The sequence below is a fragment of the Candidatus Thiothrix phosphatis genome, from assembly GCF_035668035.1.
In the GTDB taxonomy this organism is placed as follows: domain Bacteria; phylum Pseudomonadota; class Gammaproteobacteria; order Thiotrichales; family Thiotrichaceae; genus Thiothrix; species Thiothrix phosphatis.
The window spans coordinates 24,438-42,734 of the sequence record NZ_JAYMYJ010000012.1; the positions used below are offsets into that span (position 1 = coordinate 24,438).

Here is an 18,297-nt window from a genome sequence, read left to right on the forward strand (position 1 = left end):
ACAATGAAAACAATAAAATATGGCATTTTCTTGATGCTGTTTATCGGCATTCTAGTGGGGTGTTCCAGCACAGGCTCTTCGAAATCTGCCAAAGCGGCGGACTATTACTCCCAATTAGGCGTCGGTTATCTGCAAAAAGGCCGTTTGGATCTCGCCACCCTAAATCTGGAAAAAGCCTTAAAGGAAAACTCACGGTCGGCTGACGCCCACCACTATTATGCGTTGTTGCAGGAACGGCTAGGCAATGATGACATGGCAAACAAACATTTCCGTGAAGCCCTCAGCATTACGCCCAAGGATTCTGACCTTCTGAACAATTATGGCTCCCACTTGTGCCGCACCGGCAAATATGCCGCCGCCGAAGAGGCATTCATTGCGGCAGTGCATGATCCACTCTATAAGACTCCAGAATTTGCCTATACTAATGCTGGCATTTGTGTGCGTAAGACCGGAAATGTGGCACGGGCGGAAGAATATTTTCGGCTGGCACTGGAAAAGAACAACCGCTTTTCGGAAGCCCTATACCAGATGGCCAAACTGAACCGGGAAAAAGGCGAATACGCCAAGGCGGAAGCATTTCTTTACCGCTATAATGAGAACGCGGCTCCCACCCCTGAAAGTCTGCTACTGTGTTATCAGGTGCAAACCAGCCTGCAGGAAATGGATAAGGCCGAATCCTGCGCCGTTGCATTACGGGGAAAATTCCCGGACAGTGCGGCGGCCAGTGAGGTTGATTGACATAAAAAGTCGGAAGTCGGAGGACACGTGACAGATACAGCTCCCCCAGTTGAAGAAAAGGCTCCATTTGCGGTACAAGCCGGTGATTTGACGGCAAAACTTGTGGAATGCCGGGAAAAGGCTGGCCTTGATATTGATCAGGCGGCAGAAGAACTACACCTGTCTGTTCATATTTTACGGGCGCTGGAAAAGGAAGACTTTACTCATTTACCCGAACCGCCCTACGTCCGCGGCTACCTGCGCGGCTATTCGAAACTGGCCGACACGGATGCCCGTGACCTGATCCGGATTTATGAGGCCCTGCGCGGAGCCAATCCGGATGACACCGCCCATCATTTCGCCCCATCCCGGCCACTCAACAAAGTTGTCCAGCCTGCCATTTCCAGCTCAACCCTCAAATTCATCGGTTTTGGTGCATTGGTGTTGCTATTGGGGCTGGTTTCCATGATCCCAGGCGTGCGGGAGTGGGCAACGCACACATGGTCTTCATTTTCCGCCCAGACCAATCCACCGGATGTTCCGCGCCCGCCATCCGCAATGGAAGCCTACGTGGCCGAAAAGGCAGCCCAGGAACGGGAAAAAGAGCGGGAAGAACAACAAGCACAGCCCCCTCCCGCAACCCAGCAGACAGCACCACAGAGCCAAGCTCCTGTAGCGGCAGCCAGCATTCAGGATGCCCCGCACAGCGACAATACTGCCGGGGTCGCGCCCACAACAAGCGTTTCGACAGCGGCAGCCACACCTCCCGCCTCCACCACTGCCGGAAATGCCCAAGCAACAACCACTACAGCCAATACTACCCCACCAGCGAATGCAAATACGGCGGCCAATACCGCCACACCCCCAAGCCCAGCCGATGCACCTCCAGCAACTGCTGATGGAGCAACCACAACCCCGGCACCTGCGGGTGAGATCAATGTCAAAATGGAGTTTGCTGAAGATGTTTGGATGCAGGTCAAAGGCGGCGACAGCAAACCCCTGTTCGAATCCCTCAACACCGCAGGCAGCATCAAAGAGTTCAAGGCCACGCCGCCGTTGAGCTTCAAGGTTGGCAACGCCCCTGGGGTAAAAATCTTTGTCAATGGCCAACCATTCGATCAATCCCCATACATTAAAGGCAGCGTCGCCCGTTTCAAGGTCGAATAAGCATGAGCAAGAATATCCAATCGATCCGGGGCATGAATGACATCCTGCCGGATGCCACCCCTGCATGGCAGCACTTCGAACAAACGACCCGCACATTGCTGAAGCGTTACGGTTATAGTGAAATCCGTATGCCCATCGTGGAGCAAACCGAGCTGTTTTCCCGTGCAGTAGGCGAAGTCACCGATATTGTCGAAAAGGAAATGTACACCTTTGAAGACCGCAACGGCGACAGCTTGTCATTGCGGCCTGAAGGCACAGCGGGCTGCATTCGCGCAGGAATCCAGCACGGATTGCTGCACAATCAGCAACAGCGTTTATGGTACATGGGGCCAATGTTTCGCCATGAGCGCCCGCAAAAAGGCCGCTACCGCCAGTTTCACCAGATTGGTGTGGAAGCCTTCGGTATGGCGGGGCCAGACATTGACGCTGAACTGATCGCCATGACAGCCCGGCTATGGAAATTGCTCGGGTTGCGCAATCTTCGCCTGGAACTGAACACACTGGGCACGCCCGAATGTCGGCAGGCCTACCGTGCGCTGCTGGTGGAACATTTCACCGCCCATTACGATAGCCTGGACGAAGACTCCAAACGCCGCCTGCACACCAATCCTCTGAGGATATTGGACACCAAAAATCCTGACCTAAAGGACATCGTCACTGCCGCGCCCAACCTGCACGACCATCTGGATGACATATCCCGCGAACATTTTGCAGCGCTGCGTGCTTTGCTGGACGCAATGGGCATCCCATATGAGATCAACCCACGGCTGGTGCGTGGGCTGGATTACTACACGCATATGGTGTTCGAGTGGGTGACGGATGAGCTTGGCGCACAAAGCACTGTTTGCGCCGGTGGCCGCTATGACGGGCTAGTGGAGCAGCTTGGCGGCAAACCAACACCTGGCGTAGGTTTCGGTATGGGTATGGAACGCCTGATCCTGCTGATGGAGACCCAAGGCGTATCCCTCCCTACCGCTGCCCCGGATGTGTTCTTGGTCATGGCTGGCGCTGGCACCCTCCAAACCGGCCTTGCCTTGGCGGAAACGTTGCGCGACGCCCTGCCTGGATTGAACCTGACCAACAACTGTGGTGAAGGCAGTTTCAAGACCCAAATGAAACGCGCTGACAAATCCGGTGCCGCAATTGCCCTGATCCTGGGTGAAAATGAGGTGCAGCAAGGCGTTTGCGGATTGAAGCCCTTGCGCGGCGGCGGCGAGCAGATTAACCTGCCCATCATTCAGGTGGCGGAGCAACTTTCCGTTTTTCTAACAAAAACACAGCAATAGCAATGTTTAGCAAAAGGGCGTACCGATGAGTGATTACAAGACCGATGACGAAAAAGTTGAAGAGCTGAAGGCTTGGTGGAAAGAAAATGGGACTTCAGTAGCCGCAGGAATAGCTTTGGCCATTGCCGCTTTGTTTGGCTGGCAATACTGGAAAGAGTACAAGGAAAACACCTATGCTGAAGCTTCCGCCCTCTACGCAAAGGTCGATAAAGCTGGCAAAACTTCCCAGGATCAGGCGCAGGCCGATATCCAAACTTTGCAGGATAGCTATGCATCAACCCCATACGCCGCCATCGCCAGCTTGAAGGCTGCCCAACAACATGCAGAAAAGGGGGAGTATGAACCAGCCGTTAAGGCTTTGCGTTGGGTAATCGACAATAGCAAGGAAGAAGATTTCAAGAACCTTGCCAAAATCCGGCTGGCCCGCACCCTTTTGGTGATGAAAAAAGCGGACGAAGCATTGGGGTTAGCCAACCAGACTTATCCGCAAGCCTACCAATCCCTGCTTGAAGAATTGAAAGGTGACATCTACACCGCCCAGAACAAACTGGCGGAGGCTCGCACCGCCTATGACAAAGCCATCGCCAGCAGTGCAAGCAATGGCTCGACAGAGCTTATCAAAATCAAGCGAGACAATCTCGGCGAAGGAGCCTGAGGACTATTTATGAAACGGATCACCGCTGCCCTTTTGATCACCCTAAGCATTTCCGGTTGTAGTACTTTTGAGCAGATGACGTCAGCCATCATGCCGACTAAAGACACCAATCCGCCCAAAGCGCTGAAGGAGTTCAAAGCGACCGCCAGTGCGCGCACCTTATGGCAGGTGAGCACCGGCAGCGGGGTAGGCAAGGAATCTGTCCGCATACACCCTTATATTTCAGGTAACGGTATTTTCGTCGCGGGAGGCCACTCCGTCAGCGCCTGGGACAAAACTAGCGGTAAACGTTTGTGGCAAACAACAGTTGATGAAGAAATCACCGCTGGTGTCAATGGTGGGGAAGGCGTCATTTTTCTTGGCGCTGACAACGGCAGCGCCATTGCGCTGGATCAGCAAACCGGCAAGACCCTGTGGAAAGTCGGGCTTGGCAACGAAGTGCTGGCTGTTTCCACCGCCCAAAATGGGGTAGTGGCGTTCCGCACCAGTGGCGATGCCCTGTATGGATTGTCCACCCGGACGGGCGAGGGGCTATGGCGGCAGGCGCGGCAAAGCCCAACCCTTTCCCTGCGAGGGGCGAGCACTCCACTGGTCGTTGGAAATGCAGTCATTGCTGGCTTTGACAGCGGCGTTGTCGCAGCCTTTGAGCTACAAAAAGGTACGGAATTATGGGAAATCCCTTTATCTGTTCCCCGTGGCAGCAGCGACCTCGACCACATGACCGATGTGGACGGCAAGATGAAAACGCTGGGTGAAGCCCTATTCGCTGCCAGTTACAACGGCCAGATTGCTGGAATCAACATGCGTACCGGTGGTGTTGCATGGGCGGAGCCTTATTCCAGCTACACTGGCGTCGATGCCGACCCGAATGGCCTGTACACCAGCAGCGACGAAGGTGACTTGTGGAAACTGGATCCACAGACAGGCCATCCATTATGGAAAATGGATGACCTTGAACGCCGCCAGCCTACTGCCCCAACCCTGATGGGCAACTATCTTGTCGTGGGCGACAAAGAAGGCTACCTGCACTGGATCAACACTGGCACTGGCCAATTTGCCGCTCGTGTGCGTGGCGATTCTGCAGGCTACACGGTTGCGCCGGAACTGGATGGCAGTGTTGTCTATACCTTTGGCAAAAGTGGGCTGCTATCCGCTTTCAGCGTCCAATAAGCTGCGCCAAGCAGGATGGGCGGCGATCAAGGCTAGCGCATCCTGCAACAGCGTTTTACCAGGCTCCATCCGTGGCCAGGTTGACGCGCCGGATGGATGTGGCAGCGGGATCAAATCCGTTGCACGCCCATCCAACAGGACAGCATGGCGCTTGCCCACAACATCCTCCAGCTTCTTTGCCGCCAAAAACTGGTTGATTGCCAGTTTACCGACCAAAATGATCAGCTGTGGCTGTAGTATCTGTATTTCTGCTTGTAGCCAACGGGAACAAGCAGCAACTTCATCAGCAGATGGAACCCTGTCGCCACCTTGCGGATTCTTGCCGGGAAAACATCGGCATACTGCGGACATGTAGACCCGCTGGCGAAAAAGCGTCTCCTCCAAGCCAATAGCTTCAAACCACCTGAATAGCGTTTTGCCTGCCGTCCAGCCAAACGGGCGCATGACTTTAGCTTCATGGACACCTGGTGCCTGCCCTATCGACATCACCGGCGACATCACAGGGTCGCCGGTGATGACCGGTGGGGTCATTTGCGGACAACACCTACACGCTTTCAACGCCTGTTGATGGGCAACAAGCGCTGATTGCGAATAGACGGCATCCTTGCCCATTACGGTATGATTTTCCTTAACCTGCAATTGACAGGTACAGGTACAACAAACCCAAGGTCAACGCCACACCAACCAACCCCATTAACACCGTGCCGAAATATTTTTTCCGTACACCATACATGATCCAATAAGTCTCCAGCCCCACAAAAGCAGCAGCAGCCCCGTAGGCAATGAAAATATTGGTGTTTTCCAAGTTAGTGGCAGAAATGAACACCACATAAAAAACAAATGCAACGCCGATGGGCAGCAACGAAAACATCCAGTTCGCCACCACATCCGGGCTGGAGCGCATTTCAGTGGCTTTGTCTGTAGCGCTGTTATTTTCCATAAACCTCTCCTCTCTCTCATGATACAGGAAACATACACTACGAAATTTCCATAACACGCGCCATGATTTATGCCTATCCGCAAGCAAATAACCAGGCATCACCGGGCTATGCAAGACAGAGGTTGCACAGGCATGCCTGACCCTGCCGTCAGACCGTGTTAAACTCATTGCATCCCAACCTCGGACACAACCCATGCAAGATCCCAATCAAGACCCCGAACAAAGGCGCAATTTCTGGATTGGCAACGGATTGTTGGCGATTGCCCTGCTGATGCTGTTCTTTATGGAGCCACTCTCGCGGATGCTGGGCATGGGGGCGGTCGCTTTATGGATGATCTGTGCGGCTATCGGCACTTACTTCATCATGAAAAAATAGCTTCCGCGCCACAGGCCAGCTCCTATCAGGCAATCAGGCAGTAAGGCCACCACTCACATCACTTTAGGTTCTGTTGTGGCGTCTTATGCTATCCTCCGTTGTGGCCGCAGAGACAAGGCTTTTGGCAGAAAAGCAGTAAAATCCCCACCTTCAGAACGGCTCATTTTAAACAGCCATTAGACATTGCCAAACACTTTTATAGTTAAGCTATCAAATTGAAAACAAACGAAAACCATACCCCGATGATGCAGCAATACTTCCGCATCAAGGCCGAATACCCCGACATCCTCCTGTTCTACCGTATGGGGGATTTCTACGAGCTGTTCATGGAGGATGCGAAAAAAGCCGCCTCTTTGTTGGACATCACCCTCACTGCACGCGGCTCTTCCGGCGGTGAACCGATCGCCATGGCAGGCGTGCCGTACCACGCGGTGGAACAGTATCTGGCCAAACTGCTGAAGCTGGGCGAATCCGTCGCCATTTGCGAACAGATCGGCGACCCGGCCAAATCCAAAGGCCCAGTCGAGCGCAAGATCACCCGCCTGCTGACCCCTGGCACTGTCACTGACGATTACCTGCTGGATGATCGCCGCGACAACCTGTTGATGGCGGTGCACAGGACACAAGAGGGGGAAACCTGCGGCATTGCCTGCATCGACTTGAGCACTGGCCGTTTCACCGTACAGGAGGCTGATTCCACTACAACCCTGCTCAATGAGATCGAGCGCCTGCAACCGGCAGAAATCCTGCATGACGAAGACTGGAAGCTGCCCTTCGCCCGCAACCAACGCTGCACATCCCGCCCGGCCTGGCACTTTGACCTTGAAACTGCCCAACGCCTGCTGCTGCGCCAGTTCGGCACACATGACCTGTCCGGTTTCGGCTGCGGCCACTTGCCTCTGGCCATTACCGCTGCCGGAGCCTTGCTCAATTACGTGCAGGAAACCCAGCGCACCGCCCTGCCCCACATCAACAGCCTGACGGTGGAGCTGAGCGACGAAGGCATCATTCTCGACGCCGCCAGCCGCCGTAATTTGGAACTGGAAAGCAGCCTCAGCGGCGAGCACAAAAACACCCTGCTGTCCGTCATCGACAAAACCGCCACCAGCATGGGCAGCCGCCTGTTGCGCCGCTGGCTAAACAAACCGCTGCGTGACCGCTTCGCACTGCGCAACCGGCATCAGGCGGTTGGCGCTTTGCAAGACCAATACCGTTACGAAGAGTTGCACGGCGTATTGCGTGGCATCGGCGACATCGAACGTATCGCCAGCCGCATTGCGCTCGGTTCCGCACGCCCGCGCGACCTTTCCACTTTGCGTGATTCACTGCATGTATTGCCGCGTATCCACGGGCAAATCCAGCCTCTGGACAATCCTCGCCTGCAAGCCTTGTTGCAGGACATTGACCTGCACGAAGAACTGCTCCACCTGCTGGATAGCGCCATCATCGACAACCCGCCAGTCGTGATCCGCGATGGCGGCGTCATCGCCCCCGGTTTTGATGCCGAACTGGACGAATTGCGCAACCTCAGCGAAAACGCCGACCAATACCTGCTGGATCTGGAAACCCGTGAAAAAGCCCGTACTGGCATTGACAAGCTGAAAGTCGCCTACAACCGTGTGCACGGCTACTATGTGGAAATACCACAAAGCCAACTCAGCCGCATTCCCGCCGATTACATCCGCCGCCAGACGCTGAAAGGGGTGGAACGCTTCATCTTGCCGGAACTGAAAAAGTTTGAAGACAAAGTGTTGTCCGCCCGCGAACGCTCGTTGGCGCGCGAAAAAGCCATCTACGAAGACCTGCTGCACATGCTCGCGGAACACCTGATTCCGCTGCGCCAAAGCGCCCAGGCGATTGCCGAACTTGATGTGCTGGGGAATTTTGCCGAACGCGCCAGCACGCTTAACTACAACTGCCCAGCATTGGTGGAAGGCGCTGGCATCCAGATCGAAGGTGGCCGCCATCCGGTGGTCGAACGCACCCTCGATAACCCGTTTGTGCCCAATGACCTGTATATGGATTCGCGCCGCCGCATGTTGATGATCACCGGCCCCAATATGGGTGGGAAATCCACCTACATGCGGCAGGTTGCCCTGATCGTATTGCTGGCGCACATTGGCAGCTATGTGCCCGCGCAAACTGCCCGCTTGGGCAATATCGACCGTATTTTCACCCGTATCGGCGCACACGACGACCTTAGCACCGGGCGCTCAACCTTCATGGTGGAAATGACCGAAGCCGCCAATATCCTCAACAACGCCACCGCCCACAGCCTGGTGCTGATGGATGAAATCGGGCGCGGCACCAGCACCTTCGACGGCCTGTCGCTGGCCTGGGCGTTTGCGGAATACCTGGCGCGCGAACGCAAGGCTTTCACCCTGTTCGCCACCCACTACTTCGAACTGACTTCACTGGCCGAACAGATCAGCACCATCGCCAATGTGCATATCGATGCGGTGGAACATGGCGACAAGATCGTGTTTTTGCATGCAGTGAAAGACGGCCCGGCCAACCAAAGCTACGGTTTGCAGGTGGCGCAATTGGCAGGCGTACCCAAACCCGTGATTGTTCAAGCCAAAAAGAAACTGGTGTCGCTGGAAAAGCACAGCCAGCAAGCCCCGCAACCGGGCCAAACCTTGCCACTGGTGTTCGCCGAACCCACGGAACCCAAAGATGAAATTGCGGAGACAGTAAAAGCTGCGCTGGAAGCCGTTGACCCAGATGAGCTGACACCCCGGCAAGCGCTGGATGAATTGTATAAGCTGAGGAAATTGTTGCGGCGTTAAAAAACAAGGGCGGCCTGTTGGCCGCCCTTCCGAAAATCAGGCGTGAAATCAATTCACCTTGGTTTTTGCCTCGGCGTCATCCAGCATTTTCACCAATTGGTCTGCCGGACGGAAACCTGGAATCATCAGGCCATCCGCAGTCACCAGCGCAGGGGTGCCGTTCACGCCTAGCTTTTGCCCCAAGGCAAACTCATCCGCCACTGGGTTTGGGCAGTCCTTGGCAGGCAATTCCTCGCCATTTTTTGCTTTAGTTATGGCGTCCTGCTTATTGTCAGAGCACCAAACGCTGACCATTTTTTTATACGCAGGGGAACCGACACCCGCGCGTGGATAGGCCAGATAGCGCACAGTCACGCCCTTATCATTCAGCGCCGACACTTCCTTATGCAATTTTACGCAATACGGGCAGTCCACATCCGTGAAGGCGTACAGGACATGTTTTTCCTCGCCTTTGGCCTTGAACTCGATGGTCTTGCTGGCATCGACCGTTTTCATGATTTCTTTACGGCCTTCGGCGCGCGCTTCTTCTGTCAGGCTGGATTTGCTCTTGGCGTCAATCAGTTCGCCTGACAGCACATAATGGGCGTCGCCGCTGACATAAATGATTTCCCCGCCAAATTTGGCTTCGAAAATACCGGCCAATGGCGTCGGCTTGAGGGAGTCTGGCGCGCTGCCAAACAGCGGCTTCATTTTATCGGCCAGATCAGCCGGAACATCGTCCGCCAGCGCCCAGTTAGCTACCAGCGCGACACCAATCATTGCGCCCAAAATCATTTTTTTGTACATGGTCTCTCTGTTCCTGAAATAAAAATATAGACGATGAAACTGCTTATTGTTTAATCACATAGGAATAGTACATTATCATGGCTTACCGTAGCGTGTATACGTTTCCCCATTTGGATGCCAGTATCCGGCGCAAGTTCAACCTGCTAACCCCGTGGATGATGCTGGCGGTGCAAATCCTGCAAACGCGCCTGTGCGACATGGGTATAAATCTGCGTGGTGGACAGGTCGCTATGGCCAAGCAGCATTTGCACCACCCGCAAATCAGCCCCATGATTCAGCAGGTGGGTGGCAAAAGCATGGCGTAGGGTGTGCGGGGAAATGTGCCGCGTAATGCCACTTTCCAGCGCATAACGTTGGATCAACACCCAGAACATCTGCCGTGTCATGGCTGCACCACGCGTGGTTACAAATACGTGCTCATCCAGCGCCTTGCCCTGCATCAGCAAAGGGCGGGCGTCACGCAGGTAAGCCTGGATCCAGTCATGCGCCTCCTCCCCTATCGGCGTCAAACGTTCCTTACCACCCTTGCCGGTAATCCTGATGACCCCGTTTTGCAGCGACACTTCCCCCAAACGGACACCAACCAGTTCGGAAACCCGCAGCCCGGTGGCGTACAGCAGCTCCAACATGGCGCGGTCACGCAAACCAAGTGGATTACCCACGTCAGGGGCTTGCAGCAAGGCCTCCACTTCCTCTTCTGACAATGAAGCTGGCAAATGCCGCCCTTGCTTGGGCATTTCAATTTGGGCGCTGGGGTCATCTTTGCGCAGGTCTTCCCGCACCTGCCAACGGTAAAAGCGCCGCAGACTGGAAAGCAAACGGGCCGTTGACGATGCTTTTGCCCCTTCCTGCACCCGGACTGCCAGATATTCAAGCAAGTCTCCACGGCTCGCCTGTTCGAGCTGTACGCCGCGCGCTTGCAACCAATGGCATAACAGGCGCAGGTCACGCTCATAACTGGCTAACGTATTACGACTGACACCCCGTTCTGACCAAAAAATATCCAGGAAACGGTCAATTAATGCCTGATTAAGGCAATTTACACGCATTATAGCGGGCGAGGATTTTTTTTCTGGTTTCATGGTCTTATTTGGCAAGAGTGAAATACAGACATTCTCTAATAATATCCAAAGGGCCAATAATAATGACCAATAATGAATTCCAAACGATGATGATGTCGCATTACATGCTGCGCGAGTTTCAAGATCAGCGTAAACAGCAAGAGACACAATCGACGGAAGCAGCAAATATAAGCCATTACCAGCATTTCCAGAACGAAGTGCTGACTTATCCTATTTTTTCCAACCACTCCTGTGGCAATCAAAATGGCAAGGAGCTGCTGGCCGCCAACTTGGATGATGGTTTTTGCCGTCGCTGGCGTTTCTTCTATTCGCCAAACCCCATGCAGCTACCCCAGACAAATTACCAACAGCAACTGGAACAAGACCTGGAACAACTGCAACGACAGTTACGCATTCTCAACTCCCCTCGCCTGATCCTGTTTGTCAGCACTTTTTTCACCATCATCTTCCTAGTCATACGCGGTCATTTTTTACTGCCGCTGGTTCCCATTATGGCGCTAACTTGGTACTGGCATGCGTCAACTCTCAGAATCCGGCAGACCCATGCACAATTGCATCAGCATCATCATGAATTACATGGCCTGCTTAATCAACAAAAGGAAATGGCGCATCAACTCAATAGCCTGCCCCCGCCCGCTGAACTGGATCAGCTTACCTGCCATTACCAACAAGCGGTCGAATACCTATTACGTGAAACCCTGCTACAAGTGCTGAACCCGCATGAAGCCAATGATATTGACGCGGCCTTAACAATACGCCGTTGGGAGGGTTTCATGATGGAAAGCTGGGGCTACTTGCAAACACCGCTACACAATCAAACCAATGCCGAGATTAAACGCCTGTTACTGGATGATGATCATGTCATGTTGAGCGCCATGCAAGATGACCCATCTGGCCGTAAAGGACACGGCGTTTTTAGAATACAATACTTGCATATTTGGGTATTGGCCCAAAATGGCCTGCTAACGGGAGAAGGCTACTATGACCGGGTAGAGAACCAGTTTCTCTCTGAACAATATGAGTTCCATCCCTACCTGAAATTAAGCCATTTCCATTTGGCGGAACAACCTCTCGCAGAACTCACATTATTGAAAAAACGTTTGCCAGAAAATATTTACCAGCGATTTTTTCAGAGACCCGTCAGCATTTTGTCACTAACCACAACAGATGGAAAAGTGTACGAATGCGCGTCATTACCTACTACTGAACGCCCTCTCCGGCAATCAGGCTGGAAACACCGCTATGGGCTGGACACTGACATGCAGCAGCTGACACGCCGCCTGCATGAACGTTTCTCCACTATAGCCAAGACGGCTTAACTCGCCATCAACGCAGCAATCTTTTCCGTGGTGGGGCACTCAACTACACCTTTTTCGGTGACCAAGGCATCCACTAAACTGGCTGGCGTCACATCAAATGCAGGGTTCCATGCCAAAGTATGATGCGCCGCAATGCGCTGGTTGGCGACATTGAGCACCTCCTCCTGCGGACGCTCCTCAATTGGAATGTCCGCACCGTTGGCAGTACCCAAGTCAATGGTGCTGGTTGGTGCCACCACCATGAATTTGACGCCATGATAGCGGGCATTGACAGCCAAGCTGTAGGTGCCGATCTTGTTCGCCACATCGCCATTGGCGGCGATACGATCAGAACCAACAATCACCCAAGAAACTTTTCCCTGTTTCATCAGGTGAGCCGCCGCACTGTCACACAACAGGTGGGCAGGAATTTTGTCCTTGACCAACTCCCATGCCGTCAGGCGGGAGCCTTGCCACCAAGGACGGGTTTCATCGGCGTAAACATGCTGGATTTTACCGTTGCTATAGGCGCTACGGATAACGCCCAACGCTGTGCCATAACCGCCAGTCGCCAGGGAACCGGTATTGCAATGGGTCAAAACACCATGGGATGGCGCAATCAGGGCACTGCCCAACTCGCCCATACGGTAGTTGGCATCAATGTCCTCCTGATGCAGACGTTGGGCAAGCTCCAGCAAAGGCTCCTCAGGATCACCCTGCACTTCATCCAACGCCGAACACATGCGCCTTAAAGCCCACATCAGGTTGACAGCCGTCGGACGGGCGTTCTGGAGGATCTCGATTTCGGCCTCCAACCGCTTGCGCCAGTCATGCGGATACTGCTTGTAACTCTTGCGAGCCGCCATCACCACTGCGTAAGCAGCAGCGATACCAATGGCTGGAGCGCCCCGCACCACCATGTTGCGGATGGCTTCAGCGGTTTCTTCTGCGCTGTACAATTGCACATACTGTTCGTTATGCGGCAATTTACGCTGGTCGAGCAGCACCAAATGGTTATCCTTCCACTCGACTGCACGGATTGAATCGTGTTGACTCATGAGGGTTTTCGGCATAAATAGGTTGCTTTTAAAGTGGCGATCTTACAACACTCTGATGGAAATTGAACTACTCATTGTTCCCGAATGGATTATTACCGTCAATCCGGAAAACCAAGTTTTGCGACACCACGCCTTGGCAGTGAATAATAGCAGGGTCGTGGACATCCTGCCTGCCTCCGCAGTGGAAAAGCGCTATCATCCCCGACGAACTGTCGTTTTACCACAACATGCACTGTTGCCCGGGCTGGTGAATACGCATACGCACGCGGCCATGTCATTGCTGAAAGGGCTGGCTGACGACCTGCCGCTGATGGAGTGGCTGCAACACCATATCTGGCCTGCCGAAGCCCGTTGGGCGAATGCTGAATTCGTATATGACGGCACCCAACTGGCGATTGCCGAAATGCTCCGCTCCGGCTCCACCTGCTTCAATGACATGTATTTCTTCCCGGAAGCGACCGCACAGGCGGCTGAGGAAGCGGGCATCCGCGCTTGTATTGGCATGATAGTGATCGACTTTCCAACAGCATGGGGAACTGGGCCGCAGGAATACCTGCAAAAAGGGTTGGCACTGCACGAACGCTTGCGGGCAAACCCACTCTTGACCACCGCATTGGCTCCCCACGCCCCCTACACCGTGTCGGACGGGCCGATGGAACAAATCCTGCAATTGGCGTCTGATCTGAATATCCCTATCCACATGCATGTCCACGAAACTGCATTTGAAGTCCAGCAGGCGCAGGAACAGCATGGCATGCGCCCATTGGAACGGCTGGCCAACCTTGGCCTGCTCGACAAACACTTTCTTGCCGTGCACATGACCCAACTGTCAGACAGCGAAATTGGCATGTTGACGCAAAAAGGCGTGCACGTTATCCATTGCCCGGAGTCCAACCTTAAGCTGGCCAGTGGTTTCTGCCCGGCTGCAAAGCTGTCAGCCAGCGGGATTAATGTGGCGTTGGGCACAGATGGCAACGCCAGCAACAACGACCTCGACATGTTGGGTGAAATGCGCACCGCCGCCCTGATCGCCAAAGCTGTGGCGCAGGATGCCAGCGCGCTTCCCGCCAACGAGGCGCTACGCATGGCCACCATCAATGGTGCCCGCGCGCTGGGGTTGGATCAAGAGATCGGCTCGCTGGAAATTGGCAAGGCAGCAGATATGATCGCCATCAACCTGGGCGCATTGGAAAGCCAGCCGTTGTATGACCCGGTTTCCCATCTGGTCTATTGCGTTGGCCGTGAACAAGTCACCCATGCCTGGGTAGCGGGCAAGCTGCTGCTGGAAAACCGCACCCTGACCACCTTGGACGAAACCGCCCTGATTGCAAAAGCCCATGAATGGCGCCAAAAAATTGGAGAAACCCCCCATGACTGACACAACCGCCAATGTTGACCCCAACGAAATCCGCAAATTTGAAGAGCTGGCCTGGCGCTGGTGGGATCGTGACAGCGAATTCAAACCGCTGCATGACATCAATCCCTTGCGGCTGAACTACATTGACGACTACACCCGCCTGCAAGGCAAACAGGTCATCGACGTCGGTTGCGGCGGCGGCATCCTGGCCGAAAGCATGGCGCGGCGCGGCGCACAAGTGACGGGCATCGACATGGGTGAGGCACCCTTGTCCGTCGCCAAATTGCACGCCCTCGAATCCGACGTGGGAATCACGTACCGGCAAATCAGCGCCGAAGCCATGGCGGAAGAAGCCCCGCAACAATTCGACGCAGTCACTTGCATGGAAATGCTGGAGCACGTCCCTGACCCTGCATCCGTGATCGCCGCTTGCGCAAAACTGGTCAAACCGGGCGGCGATGTATTCTTTTCATCCATCAACCGTAACCCAAAGGCTTTCCTGTTCGCCATCGTAGGCGCGGAATACGTGTTGAACATGCTGCCCAAAGGCACCCATGAATACGGCAAATTCATCAGGCCATCCGAGCTGGAGCGCTGGGCCCGTTCCGTCGGGTTGGAACTGCGTAATATCTCGGGAATGACATACAATCCGCTGTTCCAGAGTTACCGTCTCGGAGCGAATGTTGATGTCAACTATCTGATGTATTTTAAAAAGGAAACCTGATTAATGTTTGAATTAAAGAGGTTGCTGTTGCTGGCGCTGATGACGGTGTTCATGTTCAGCGGCTGCGCCGTCCATTATAATGATGTCTACCTGACACAAAACGGCAATCCACGCTTGAAAAGCCTGACGCCGACAATGAAGAAAAAAATGGACGAACTGACCACTGCGTTGATCGCGCTTGACCCGGCCATCATTGATCCACAGGAAGCGCAGGATGTGGCACATGACGCCTACGTCTACCCCATGTATCTGGCCAATGACTGGAACCTGACATGGCCGCCGCTGATACACAACACCTTGCGTAACGCCAAAGAGCGCAAGGCTGGCTTATGTGTTGACTGGGCGCGTGCCATGCGGGCGCGGATGCGCAGCAAGCACCTGAAAACCTTTGATTTGTATTGGGGTGTGGCCTATAAAGGCAACCCATGGCGCGAGCACAGCACGCTGATCGTCACCGCCAAAGGCAAGCCCTTTGCAACCGGTATCCTGCTCGACCCTTGGCGCAACTCCGGCGAGCTGTACTGGAGCCATATCCAGGATGACCTCAATTACCCATGGAAATATTTTGAAGGGCCGGGTTGATTTCAACCCCTTGCCTTGTGGAAGGTCAACACCAGCACATCCCGCCAAGCAGGGTGTGCTGGGTCAGCCGGGCCAATTTCCGTCACCCCATGATAGACCGCATGGTCATTCACCAGCATCAGATCCCCCGTTTCCTCCAGTACGCCTTCCGCCAGCGGGTGCATGCCATTGTTGTAGACCTTGCTGATCCCTCCCCGAATATTCTGCCGATCCATCATCATGATGAGGATGTATTCAGCGCCATCCTTGTGCACGCCCTCTGGCGTTGGCCTGCCTAGCTGGTCTTCACGCGCAACGATACGGAACTGGTGCGCCTGTATCCGCCACAGCGTCGCCGGGTCAGCAGAAAATTGGCCAACCGCCCAACGGATGATTTCCCCCAACACCGGATTGCGCAACGTGGCTGGCAACCATGCACGGAAATGCCGGTTAAAGCCGCCATGTACGTGGTTATAATGGCTGCTTTGGTAATGCGGCTCGTGAGGAAGCACTTTCAGTAAATTGTTTTTCCAATGAAAAACAGAATAGCGCCGGTATCGGTAATCGCCGCCGTCACGCAGGTAAGGGTCAGGCAGCAATCCATCCCAACTTGTACGGAAACGCCTGTACGCCTGCCCCATCCGGCGGGCAAGCTGCTGATGAAGGCGGTTGGATTCCCCCTTCGCCATGATAAATCCGGGTTTCTGTAATAAGGTGTTCACTCGGCTTACTTCAAATTCAATGCTTAAACGTATTGTAATAAAGCGATATGCAACTGAACAAGTCAGCTGGGGGTGCTGGCGATAATCGTCGCCCGAAGTGGGGCGGGATAACCTTCCAGCGTGCGGCTGTTATCCTGCGGATCAAGGAAATCCGCCAGCGATTCGCCCTTGCTCCATGCCGTGCAACGCTGCTCCCCCACGGTGGTCGGGGTTATGTCGGCAACCCGCAGATGGGTGAAGCCCAACCTTTTCAACCACAGTTCCAACATGGGTACCGAGGGGATGAACCAGACATTGCGCATCTTCGCATAACGGTCATGCGGCATCAGGACAGTCTTCTCATCGCCATCCACCACCAGTGTTTCCAACACCAGCTCACCGCCTGCCCGCAAGGCGCGGCGCAATTCCTGCAAATGCCCCAGCGGATCGCGCCGATGGTAGAGCACCCCCATGGAAAACACCGTATCGAAACCTTTCTGGTGAAAATCAGGCAAATCCTCACTTTTCAACGGCAGCATCCATACCGGCAGATCACCAGCATAGCGCTTTACTGCCTGGAATTGGCTGAGAAACAGCAAGGTTGGGTCGATGCCGACCACCGCTTCCGCGCCTGCGCCGTGCATGCGCCATAGGTGGTAGCCGCTACCGCAACCAACATCCAGCACCAGCCGCTCTTGCAGTGGGCTGAGATGGGGGAAAACCCGTTCCCATTTCCAGTCAGAACGCCATTCGGTGTCAATGTGGACGCCAAACAGCTCATACGGCCCCTTGCGCCACGGGATCAATGCTTGCAGCGCCGCCTTCAGTTGCGCGCGGGCAGTTTCATCCACATCGCCAGCCATGCCAATCCGCACGGCGCTGGCATTGAAATCCATGCTGGAAGCCGACAATTCCGGCAGCGCATCCAGCGCTGCCCGCCATTCCGTCTGTTTGCCATGCGGATTGCCTTCCAGCGCCTGTTGCAGTTGGGCAGGCAGCGTATCCAGCCATGGGGCCAGCCGGGAAGCTTGCAAGAAACGGTAGAGTGGGTCGGGCATGATGGCTTCATCCAGTGGATGGGGGTAAGGAAGGCGATAGTAACCATTCGCGCCTGCCAATGACAACCCGCAAAATCACTTTGCAAATTCACAAAGCAATGCATATAATAACGTATGCTTACTATATGGAACACACATGAAACTAGCAGAAAACAGCCTTGGCTTCTTGCTGAAAGACGTTTCCCGCCTGATGCGGCGCGCTTTCCAGCAACAACTGGAAGGCAGCAGTTGCCTGACCTTGGCGCAAGCGCGGGTGCTGGTGCATGTGGCGCGCCATGAAGGCATCCGTCAGGTTGACTTGGCCGAGTTATTGGAAATACAGCCAATCACCCTCGCCCGGCAGCTTGACCAATTGGCGCAAGAGGGGCTGGTGGAGCGCCGCCCTGCCCCCAACGACCGCCGCGCCTACCTCATTTACCTGACCGAAGCCGCCACACCGCACCTGGAGGCCATCCAGCAGGTTGGCGGCATCGTGCAGGCGGCGGCGCTGCGCGGGCTCGATGCGCAGCAGGCCGAACTGGTGCTGATGGCCCTCAGCAAAATACGGGAAAACCTGAGTTCAGGTTAAGACT

Annotated in this window: 19 protein-coding genes; 12 read left to right on the plus strand and 7 right to left on the minus strand. The window is 54.6% G+C overall.

Annotated features, from left to right (window positions below; all coding sequences use genetic code 11):
* Positions 1 to 3 precede the first annotated feature (3 nt).
* The 5 genes from pilW to bamB are packed head-to-tail and all read left to right on the plus strand — an operon-like array spanning position 4 to position 4,995.
* Positions 4 to 738, plus strand: a complete 735-nt coding sequence (gene pilW, locus VSS37_RS01145) for a type IV pilus biogenesis/stability protein PilW (protein ID WP_324692765.1) — start codon at positions 4 to 6, stop codon at positions 736 to 738.
* 27 nt (positions 739 to 765) lie between these two features.
* Positions 766 to 1,884, plus strand: coding sequence for a RodZ domain-containing protein (locus tag VSS37_RS01150; protein WP_324692766.1), 1,119 nt, complete (start codon positions 766 to 768; stop codon positions 1,882 to 1,884).
* 2 nt (positions 1,885 to 1,886) lie between these two features.
* Complete coding sequence (gene hisS / locus VSS37_RS01155; RefSeq protein WP_324692767.1) at positions 1,887 to 3,170, plus strand: histidine--tRNA ligase; 1,284 nt, start codon at positions 1,887 to 1,889, stop codon at positions 3,168 to 3,170.
* A 25-nt stretch (positions 3,171 to 3,195) separates the two neighbouring features.
* Complete coding sequence (locus VSS37_RS01160) at positions 3,196 to 3,825, plus strand: YfgM family protein (RefSeq protein ID WP_324692768.1); 630 nt, start codon at positions 3,196 to 3,198, stop codon at positions 3,823 to 3,825.
* 9 nt (positions 3,826 to 3,834) lie between these two features.
* A complete protein-coding gene (gene bamB / locus VSS37_RS01165; protein WP_324692769.1) occupies positions 3,835 to 4,995 on the plus strand; it encodes an outer membrane protein assembly factor BamB in 1,161 nt (386 codons plus the stop codon).
* On the opposite strand, the gene VSS37_RS01170 is transcribed toward bamB, so the two are convergent.
* Complete coding sequence (locus VSS37_RS01170) at positions 4,972 to 5,526, minus strand: uracil-DNA glycosylase family protein (RefSeq protein WP_324692770.1); 555 nt, start codon at positions 5,524 to 5,526, stop codon at positions 4,972 to 4,974. The two genes, bamB and VSS37_RS01170, sit on opposite strands and share 24 nt — an antisense overlap.
* A gap of 97 nt (positions 5,527 to 5,623) precedes the next feature.
* Positions 5,624 to 5,935: a hypothetical protein gene (locus tag VSS37_RS01175; RefSeq protein WP_324692771.1), complete on the minus strand. Its 312-nt coding sequence runs from the start codon at positions 5,933 to 5,935 to the stop codon at positions 5,624 to 5,626.
* Positions 5,936 to 6,128: 193 nt separating this feature from the next.
* On the opposite strand from VSS37_RS01175, the gene VSS37_RS01180 reads away from it, so the two are divergent.
* Together VSS37_RS01180 and mutS are read left to right on the plus strand one after the other, a co-directional pair.
* Complete coding sequence (locus VSS37_RS01180) at positions 6,129 to 6,311, plus strand: hypothetical protein (protein WP_324692772.1); 183 nt, start codon at positions 6,129 to 6,131, stop codon at positions 6,309 to 6,311.
* Between the two features lie 242 nt (positions 6,312 to 6,553).
* Positions 6,554 to 9,100, plus strand: coding sequence for a DNA mismatch repair protein MutS (mutS, locus tag VSS37_RS01185; protein WP_324692865.1), 2,547 nt, complete (start codon positions 6,554 to 6,556; stop codon positions 9,098 to 9,100).
* Between the two features lie 48 nt (positions 9,101 to 9,148).
* On the opposite strand, the gene VSS37_RS01190 is transcribed toward mutS, so the two are convergent.
* Both VSS37_RS01190 and xerD read right to left on the minus strand, forming a co-directional pair.
* Positions 9,149 to 9,886: a DsbC family protein gene (locus tag VSS37_RS01190; RefSeq protein ID WP_324692773.1), complete on the minus strand. Its 738-nt coding sequence runs from the start codon at positions 9,884 to 9,886 to the stop codon at positions 9,149 to 9,151.
* A gap of 143 nt (positions 9,887 to 10,029) precedes the next feature.
* Positions 10,030 to 10,935 (minus strand): site-specific tyrosine recombinase XerD, encoded by a 906-nt coding sequence (xerD, locus tag VSS37_RS01195; protein WP_324692774.1) that lies wholly within the window; start codon positions 10,933 to 10,935, stop codon positions 10,030 to 10,032.
* Positions 10,936 to 11,030: 95 nt separating this feature from the next.
* Here xerD and VSS37_RS01200 point away from each other — a divergent pair, with 95 nt between their 5' ends.
* A complete protein-coding gene (locus VSS37_RS01200) occupies positions 11,031 to 12,287 on the plus strand; it encodes a hypothetical protein (RefSeq protein WP_324692775.1) in 1,257 nt (418 codons plus the stop codon).
* Here VSS37_RS01200 and mtnA read toward each other — a convergent pair.
* Positions 12,284 to 13,339: an S-methyl-5-thioribose-1-phosphate isomerase gene (mtnA, locus tag VSS37_RS01205; protein WP_375339113.1), complete on the minus strand. Its 1,056-nt coding sequence runs from the start codon at positions 13,337 to 13,339 to the stop codon at positions 12,284 to 12,286. The two genes, VSS37_RS01200 and mtnA, sit on opposite strands and share 4 nt — an antisense overlap.
* Positions 13,340 to 13,379: 40 nt before the next feature.
* On the opposite strand from mtnA, the gene VSS37_RS01210 reads away from it, so the two are divergent.
* The 3 genes from VSS37_RS01210 to VSS37_RS01220 are packed head-to-tail and all read left to right on the plus strand — an operon-like array spanning position 13,380 to position 15,987.
* A complete protein-coding gene (locus tag VSS37_RS01210) occupies positions 13,380 to 14,702 on the plus strand; it encodes a TRZ/ATZ family hydrolase (RefSeq protein ID WP_324692777.1) in 1,323 nt (440 codons plus the stop codon).
* The gene (ubiG, locus tag VSS37_RS01215; RefSeq protein WP_324692778.1) at positions 14,695 to 15,405 is read left to right on the plus strand and encodes a bifunctional 2-polyprenyl-6-hydroxyphenol methylase/3-demethylubiquinol 3-O-methyltransferase UbiG; all 711 of its coding nucleotides are present in this window, start codon (positions 14,695 to 14,697) and stop codon (positions 15,403 to 15,405) included. The genes VSS37_RS01210 and ubiG overlap by 8 nt, the downstream gene beginning before the upstream one ends.
* Positions 15,406 to 15,408: 3 nt before the next feature.
* Complete coding sequence (locus VSS37_RS01220; RefSeq protein ID WP_324692779.1) at positions 15,409 to 15,987, plus strand: hypothetical protein; 579 nt, start codon at positions 15,409 to 15,411, stop codon at positions 15,985 to 15,987.
* 2 nt (positions 15,988 to 15,989) lie between these two features.
* Here the strand turns inward: VSS37_RS01220 and VSS37_RS01225 are convergent, their stop codons facing one another.
* Both VSS37_RS01225 and cmoB read right to left on the minus strand, forming a co-directional pair.
* Positions 15,990 to 16,655, minus strand: coding sequence for a 2OG-Fe dioxygenase family protein (locus VSS37_RS01225; RefSeq protein WP_324692780.1), 666 nt, complete (start codon positions 16,653 to 16,655; stop codon positions 15,990 to 15,992).
* A gap of 95 nt (positions 16,656 to 16,750) precedes the next feature.
* Entirely contained in the window at positions 16,751 to 17,725 is a 975-nt protein-coding gene (gene cmoB, locus VSS37_RS01230; RefSeq protein WP_324692781.1) for a tRNA 5-methoxyuridine(34)/uridine 5-oxyacetic acid(34) synthase CmoB, read from the minus strand.
* A gap of 136 nt (positions 17,726 to 17,861) precedes the next feature.
* Here cmoB and VSS37_RS01235 point away from each other — a divergent pair, with 136 nt between their 5' ends.
* Complete coding sequence (locus VSS37_RS01235; protein WP_324692782.1) at positions 17,862 to 18,293, plus strand: MarR family winged helix-turn-helix transcriptional regulator; 432 nt, start codon at positions 17,862 to 17,864, stop codon at positions 18,291 to 18,293.
* Positions 18,294 to 18,297 lie beyond the last annotated feature (4 nt).